Origin of the sequence: Candidatus Zymogenus saltonus, from assembly GCA_016929395.1 — a bacterium.
Taxonomy (GTDB): domain Bacteria; phylum Desulfobacterota; class Zymogenia; order Zymogenales; family Zymogenaceae; genus Zymogenus; species Zymogenus saltonus.
In genome coordinates, this window is the sequence record JAFGIX010000051.1 from 1 (window position 1) to 5485 (window position 5485).

The 5485-nt window shown below is 52.9% G+C and carries 6 protein-coding genes; 4 read left to right on the top strand and 2 right to left on the bottom strand.

Annotated features, from left to right (window positions below):
- Nucleotides 1-469: tetratricopeptide repeat protein (locus JW984_09955; protein ID MBN1573505.1), on the bottom strand; the 469-nt coding region annotated here is incomplete at its 3' end.
- Between the two features lie 255 nt (nt 470-724).
- On the opposite strand from JW984_09955, the gene JW984_09960 reads away from it, so the two are divergent.
- A complete protein-coding gene (locus tag JW984_09960; protein ID MBN1573506.1) occupies nt 725-1009 on the top strand; it encodes a PxxKW family cysteine-rich protein in 285 nt (94 codons plus the stop codon).
- A gap of 164 nt (nt 1010-1173) precedes the next feature.
- On the opposite strand, the gene JW984_09965 is transcribed toward JW984_09960, so the two are convergent.
- Entirely contained in the window at nt 1174-2160 is a 987-nt protein-coding gene (locus JW984_09965; protein MBN1573507.1) for a tetratricopeptide repeat protein, read from the bottom strand.
- 121 nt (nt 2161-2281) lie between these two features.
- Here JW984_09965 and JW984_09970 point away from each other — a divergent pair, with 121 nt between their 5' ends.
- From JW984_09970 to JW984_09980, 3 genes are all read left to right on the top strand, one after another.
- Nucleotides 2282-3085 (top strand): CPBP family intramembrane metalloprotease, encoded by an 804-nt coding sequence (locus JW984_09970; protein MBN1573508.1) that lies wholly within the window; start codon nt 2282-2284, stop codon nt 3083-3085.
- A gap of 146 nt (nt 3086-3231) precedes the next feature.
- Nucleotides 3232-4725 carry a Gfo/Idh/MocA family oxidoreductase gene (locus tag JW984_09975; protein MBN1573509.1) on the top strand — a complete coding sequence of 498 codons (1494 nt, stop codon included), beginning with the start codon at nt 3232-3234 and terminating at the stop codon, nt 4723-4725.
- 212 nt (nt 4726-4937) lie between these two features.
- Nucleotides 4938-5264, top strand: a complete 327-nt coding sequence (locus JW984_09980) for a DUF1805 domain-containing protein (GenBank protein MBN1573510.1) — start codon at nt 4938-4940, stop codon at nt 5262-5264.
- Nucleotides 5265-5485: the final 221 nt, after the last annotated feature.

Below are 5485 nucleotides of genomic sequence, written 5' to 3' on the forward strand. Positions count from 1 at the left end.
AGTAAGATGCACCTCTCTTGTAATAGTATTCTGCTATTTCTTTATTAATCTCAATCGCATTTGTAAAACTAGTTACTGCTTCTTCATAATTACCCATTTTGAAATATGTACGTCCTATATAGAAGTGAATTTCTTCAGGATGGTCCACTCCTATCTTCAATGCCATTTCAAAATCGGCCAGGGCTTTCTCATATTGAACCATCCAGAAGTAACAAAACCCTCTATAGCTATATGCTTCCGCAAATTCAGGATCAAGACTCATGGCTTTACTAAAGCACTCTATCGCCTTGCCATACACCTCGTCATCCGCATACGCTTTCCCTTTTCTAAACCAGCCATCGGCGGTGTTCGGCTCGCCCGGCACGCCGCAGGAGGTGCCTATGAGAAACGCAAGCGCGAACGCGGTGGCCAGAACGGCGGCAGTTATTTTGATGATAGCTATTAACTCATTCCTCTTTTTCAGATTCATCGCTTCATCCTTCATTTAGTTAGTTGTTTTGAATAATATTATCTGTTTTCTCCAACCTTGTCAATAGAAATTTTGAAGTATTTAAATAAATATGAATACCAAGTGGAAAAATACAAAAAATTTCCGAGATTAATTCTATATTTTTATTGACACCGATCCTGCAATGATATAAAATCAGAGATTAAGCTATTTTTAGGGGTACTATTTTTGGGCCCCGGTTTTTTAAAAATACCACTTTTTGGGAGGACCCTGACATTGAAATGTAAAACCGTAAAGGAAGGGATCGAGTGCGTCTTCATGACGAAGAACGGATGCGGATTCAACGGCGGCATATGCCACACCATAATCAACGAGTGCGAGGGATGCGACAAGATCGTCGAGTTTCCCACGGGGAAATATTGCTCTTCCGCCGCAGACCCGGCCTCAAAATGGGTGAGAGGACTCTGCAACCTCGCAACACACGTCAAGAAAGAGGAGAAAACGGAAGCCCTGAAACTCAATCCCCTGAAGGCATCTAAGAGGGCCGTGGCGAATATTTAAGCCCGAAGGCTATATCGATAGTTTCAAAGGCGACAGTCCCAAGGCGGGCTTAAATATTAAATGGAAAAGGACCGGCAATTACTGTCGGTCTTTTTTTATCTGAAAAGCCGAGACAGAAAAGTTATCTCGAAACTCCGGTCTTATGACCCCCGGAGCCTCGGGGCTTATTCGCAAAACGCCTTGTCCAGGGTGCAGGCCTTGTCGAAGTATTTCTTCGCCTCCCCGTAGTTTCCTATCTCCTCCATGACCACCCCTATGTTGTACTGGACGGCCGCGTTTCTCGGCTCCACGGCGGCGGCGGACGTCAGGTCCTTAATGGCGAGATCGTACCTCTCGTACCTGGCGTGGATCAGTCCCCGCTGAAAGAGCGACCCGAAGTGAAGGGGTTTTGCCTTGAGAACGGTGTTGTAGTCCTCGACGGCCCTCTTGTAATCGCTCTTCCTCTCGTAGGCCACGCCCCGCTTGTAATAGGCGGTCAGGTAGTCCGGGGTCATCTCTATGCACTTCGTAAAATCGGAGATGGCGCCGTCGATGTCGCCCGAATCCGTCTTGAGCATCCCTCTGTTGAAATACGCTATGGCTAGATCGGGATTGAGGCGGATCGCCTCGTCGATATCGGAAAGGGCCTTTTTGATCTGACCCTTGTTCCTGTAGGCTATCGAGCGCCTGATGTAATTTGCGGGATTTTTCGGGTCGATTTCCATAGAGATGTTGTAATAGGCGAGGGCCTCGTCCCAGTCCTTCCTGGCGGCCTTGAGCTCCCCCAGCGCGTTGATGGTGGGGGCGTATCTGTTATTCTGGCTCAGCGATTCCTTCAGGTCCGCCTCGGCCCTGTCGAGCTCCCCTATCCTGATCAGCGCCCTCCCTCGGTTCGTGAGGGCCTTGTATATCTCCGGGTCATACGGGTACATCTCGATCCCGTAGGTGTAAAGCTCTATCGCCTCCTCGTATCTCTTCTCGTTGAGCGCCTTCGTGGCCTCCTCCCATATCTTTATCCCCTTGCGGGAATGGGCGGGATGTGATAATAAAACAAGGAGTATAAAGGAGAGGGCACACCCAAAAAGGAGCTTCGCCGTACAATGAGCCAAAAGAGATTTCGACGTGTGCACAAAGACCTCCAATATTTTCGGGGAGTGAGATATTTTTACCACAGATCATATCTCTTGTCAAAAATCTTTTTGGCCTTTTTGGCCCTTTTGAATATGTCACCGGCTGCGGCTGGAGTTCGAGACAAGAATCTCACAAACGGATTGATTACAAAACGGAGGTGATGTGAAAAAACAATTTCCCGATATAATCCTCTCGGTGCTGCTGGCGCTCCTCTTTATCCTGCTTCAGGCCGTCGTTGCCGTCTTCGTAAAGGTGGTCTTCGGCTCCCAGGGGCTCATGCTGATTTTGGGCGTAACGGTACCCGCCCTTGTCATTGTCTTGCTCGCCGCCAGTATTAACGGCACATCGCTCAAGGAGACGATCCACTGGGGAGCCGTAAGGGGGAGAAGGGTCCTTCCGATCGTCCTCATGACCCTTTCGGCCGCCGTGCTCTCCTCCGAGATGGAAAATATCATCGCCGATTACGTCCTGTCGCCGGAGACCTATTCCAAATATGTGGAGGATTTATCAAGGCTCTTCGTAATGGATAACCGGGCAGACCTCCTCCTCGGCCTGGTATCCCTCACGATCTTCGGGCCGCTGATGGAGGAGGCCCTCTTTCGCGGTGTCATATACCGGGGGATTGCGAAAAACAGGGGCAAGCCGATCGCCGTGGTCACCTCCTCCATCCTCTTTATGCTCGTCCACGTAAATCCGGCCCAGTTTCCCGCCGCGCTCGCGTTGGGTGTCCTCTATTCCGCAATGATCGCAAGGGGGTACAGCGTAACGGACACGTTTTTCTCCCACTCCCTCTTCAACACCATCTCGGCGTTCTTCTTCTACAATATCGTGGAATTTCCGGGGATGTCCGTAAACAAGGGGGCGGAGGTTGTACACATACCACTTTATCTGATACTCTTAGCCCTAGCGACATTTACGGCGTCCCTGTTGCTTGTCTTCAGGAGATTCGACGGGCGGGACGTCTGAACCGCTTCGATTTTGCCTCTCCCCTGAATCGTTTAGGGGGGGAGATTTAATGGGAATCGATACGACTTATCCATTGCAAACGCAGGGCGACCTGAAGTAAAATGTCTCTAGAATATTTATATGTCTTTTTTTAATATGAGGTTTTTATGGACAAGATAAACGTCGGATTCATTGGATGCGGAGTGATATCGAACCTGCACGCCCCTGGATACAAGAACAACAAGAGGGCCAATCTCTACGCCGTCTGCGACGCGAACCCGGAGGTCGCCGAGGCGAGGAAAAAGGAGTGGAAGGCGAAGAAGGCGTACACAGACTACCGGGAGCTCTTAGACGACCCGGAGGTGGACGCCGTGGAGATCATAACCCCCCACAAGCTCCACGAGAGGATGGTGATCGGCGCCCTCGACGCCGGAAAGCACGTCGCCGTCCAGAAGCCCATGACAATAAGCTTAAAGAGCGCCGACAGGATGATCAGGAGGGCAAATAGCTCGGATAAAATTTTCAAGGTCACCGACAATTACCTCACCTATCCGCCCATCGCCCTGGCGAAAAAGATGATAGAGGCCGGCGACATAGGCGACCCCCAGATAATCAGGATGAAGATGGTAAACAGCGCCTACGGCGGCTGGGACCTCCCCACCTCCGCCTACGACTGGCGCTTCGAGGAGTATTCTGAGGGGAGGTTCTCCGAGACCTACGATCACGGCCACCACGAGTGGGCGACGGCCTGGTTTCTGATGGGGGAGGTCGAGCGGGTGACAGCGTGGATAGACTCGATCGACGGGATCATGGACAGCCCCGTGACCCTGATGTGGAAGCACAAAGGGAATAAGAGATACGGCATCTGCGACTTCGCCTTCGCGGAGGAGCTTTACATCCCCTCTAAGTATTACGCCAACGACGAGTGGTTCGAGATAACCGGCAGCAAGGGGATAATATTCATCCACCGCTGCACGGGGGACGTCCACACCGGGCCCGCCGTCAGCCTCTTCACGTCCAAGGGATGGAGACACTTCGACAAGGTGAAGTCGGACTGGCTGGAGGGATTCAAGGGGGCGGTGGAAAACTTCATCTCCGCCGTAAAAGGGGAGGAGCCGCCCCTCCTGACGGGAGAACAGGGAAAGGAGATATTGAGGATCAGCTTTGCCATCTACGAGTCGGCAAAGAGGAGGCGGGACGTCTACACCGACGAGCTGGAGAAAGCCTTCCCGACACTCTACGCAAAAAGGAGGACCAGAAAGGAGAAGAAGGAGTCCTATATTGCCAGCTTCAAGCCGCCCCTCTTCGGGAAGGACTACTCCAAGTACGCTCCCCAGGCGAAGAAGCTGACGGAGGACTTCATGGGACGTTTCGACCCGGCCGCCGCCCAGGACTGGAAGGGGATTGTGGGCGTGGTCCTCAAGGCGGAGGGGGGCGTTTCTGAGCAGCGGCTCGCGATAAAGGTCGAGGGGGGAAAGGCAAGGCTGATCGAGGGGAAGATCCCCGAAGACGCCGGGATTACGCTCACCATACCTGCGGGGAGCTGGGCCGCCATCCTCATGGGGAAAAAGAGGATCGAGACCGCACTCTTCAAGGGGGAGCTCAAGATCGACGGCGAGGTCATGGAGGGGATGAAGCTCAGGAGCGCCTTTCACATTTAGCGGGCTTGGGGAGATTTAGACATTCTGAAGTATGGGGCGGGAGAAAATTCACGGCGGGCGAAGGCTCTTCTCCCTCATTAAAGCCCCGGCGCCAGAGGGGGTTGTGACGATCTATTCACGGGCCGAGAACGGAAGGGGGCCCAGGGCCGCTTTTTAGATTAACATTTAGATTAACATTTTGATTAGCTTTTCGATTACGGAGTGTTGAAGCAATGGCAGGAGAAAAGGCCGAGGTAAAGGTCGTGCCGGTTACGGCGAAGGGCGGGCCCGCCCTCGGGATAGAGGCCTCGTGGATCGGCTCGCAGTTCGTGATGATAATAGCGGACAGGGGACTGGTCGCCTGCGGGGTGATAGACGTGAGTATAATGGACAGGGTCGGGGCGGCGGTCGCCGTGGCGAGGGGAACGCCCGAAAGACAGCTTATCGTGGTCGACGACCTCCTCAACGCAAAGATCCAGGACATGACCGAAAGGGCCGGCTCCCTGGGAGTCGAGGTCGGAATGACCGGCAGGGAGGCCCTTGACATCCTGTCGGTTTAGGGCGGGGCGGACAAGGTCTTCAAAACAGGATTGACCACCGTCCCGTCTTTGCGGGGCCTGCCGTGAGGCTTACCATATCGTGAGGCTTACCATAAATATTTCGGCCTCAGCACACGAAAAAAGGGGCGCACAAACGTGCGCCCGGTCTTGTGGACAAGGGGCTTAAGCCCCTTGTCTATCCATTATCTGTCTATTGTCGATCCTAAGGAAAAAGTCAAGTA